At 66.0% G+C, this 978-nt stretch carries 1 protein-coding gene; it reads right to left on the bottom strand.

Annotated features, from left to right (window positions below; translation table 11 throughout):
• Window positions 1–940: IS481 family transposase (locus AC1RVY_RS26495; protein WP_492809134.1), on the bottom strand; the 940-nt coding region annotated here is incomplete at its 3' end.
• Window positions 941–978 lie beyond the last annotated feature (38 nt).

The following is a 978-nucleotide window of genomic DNA, read 5'->3' as shown; positions in this document are numbered from 1 at the left end:
TGTTGATTCTCAGGAGGTTGTTCATGGCCGGAATGCGGCTCATGGGCGGCTGATGGTTGAGAGCGGAGTGTGGTCGACACCAGTTGTAGCCGTCAATGAATGGCTGCAATGCAGCTTGGCGCTGGGCTGAACTCTCGTAGGGTCTGGCATAGGCCCATTCGCGCAAGCTGGTCTGCACGAAGCGCTCGGCCTTGCCGTTGGTCTTGGGCGTGTAGGGCCGTGTTCGGATGTGCCGGATGCCCAGTTCCTGGCAGGCTGCCCCGAAGGTGTTCTTGTAGCCCGCGCCGTTGTCGGTCATGACGCGCTCGATGCGCACGCCCAGGCTGGCGTAGTAGTCCACGGCCTGGCGCAGGAACTGCACGCAGCTCAGGGCCGTCTCATCGCCCAACACCCGGGCGAAGGAGACCCGGGAGTGATCGTCGACGGCCAGATGCACGGCGTCCCAGCCGATGCCTCGGTTGCGGTGCTGGCGCTGGCCTGTGATTCGGTGGCCCACGCCCTGGATGCGTCCCAGGCGCTTGGTGTCGATGTGCAGCAACTCGCCAGGGCTGGCCCGCTCATAGCGGCACACGGGCACGGGCGGTTGCAAGGCGCTCAAGCGGCTCAAGCCCAGGCGGGCCATGTGCCGGGCCACGGTGGACAGGCTGCGGCCGCACTCGCGGGCGATGCGCCACAACGGCAGGCGTTGTCGGCGGTGCAGTTCGAACTGGCTCACCTGTTCGGGGCGGCAAGCTGTGGGGCTGTGATGCGGTCGCGAGCTTCGATCACACAGCCCTGCGGTGCCTTCGGCCCTGAAGCGGGCCAGCCACTTGAACCCGGTGCGGCAGCTCACGCCCATGGCCTGGGCGGCCGCTGTCACGCACCAGCCTTCGTCCAATACCCTGCTGACCAGCAGGGCTCGACCCGCAGCCGTCAAGCGGGCATGCTTATGACTGTTCATCCGTCTCTCCTGACTTGAGTTGCTTGGCCTGGTAACCA

The sequence above is a fragment of the Acidovorax sp. GW821-FHT11A03 genome, from assembly GCF_058809075.1.
The sequence above is the reverse complement of the archived record's forward strand: the minus strand, read 5'-3'. Positions and strand labels throughout refer to the sequence as shown.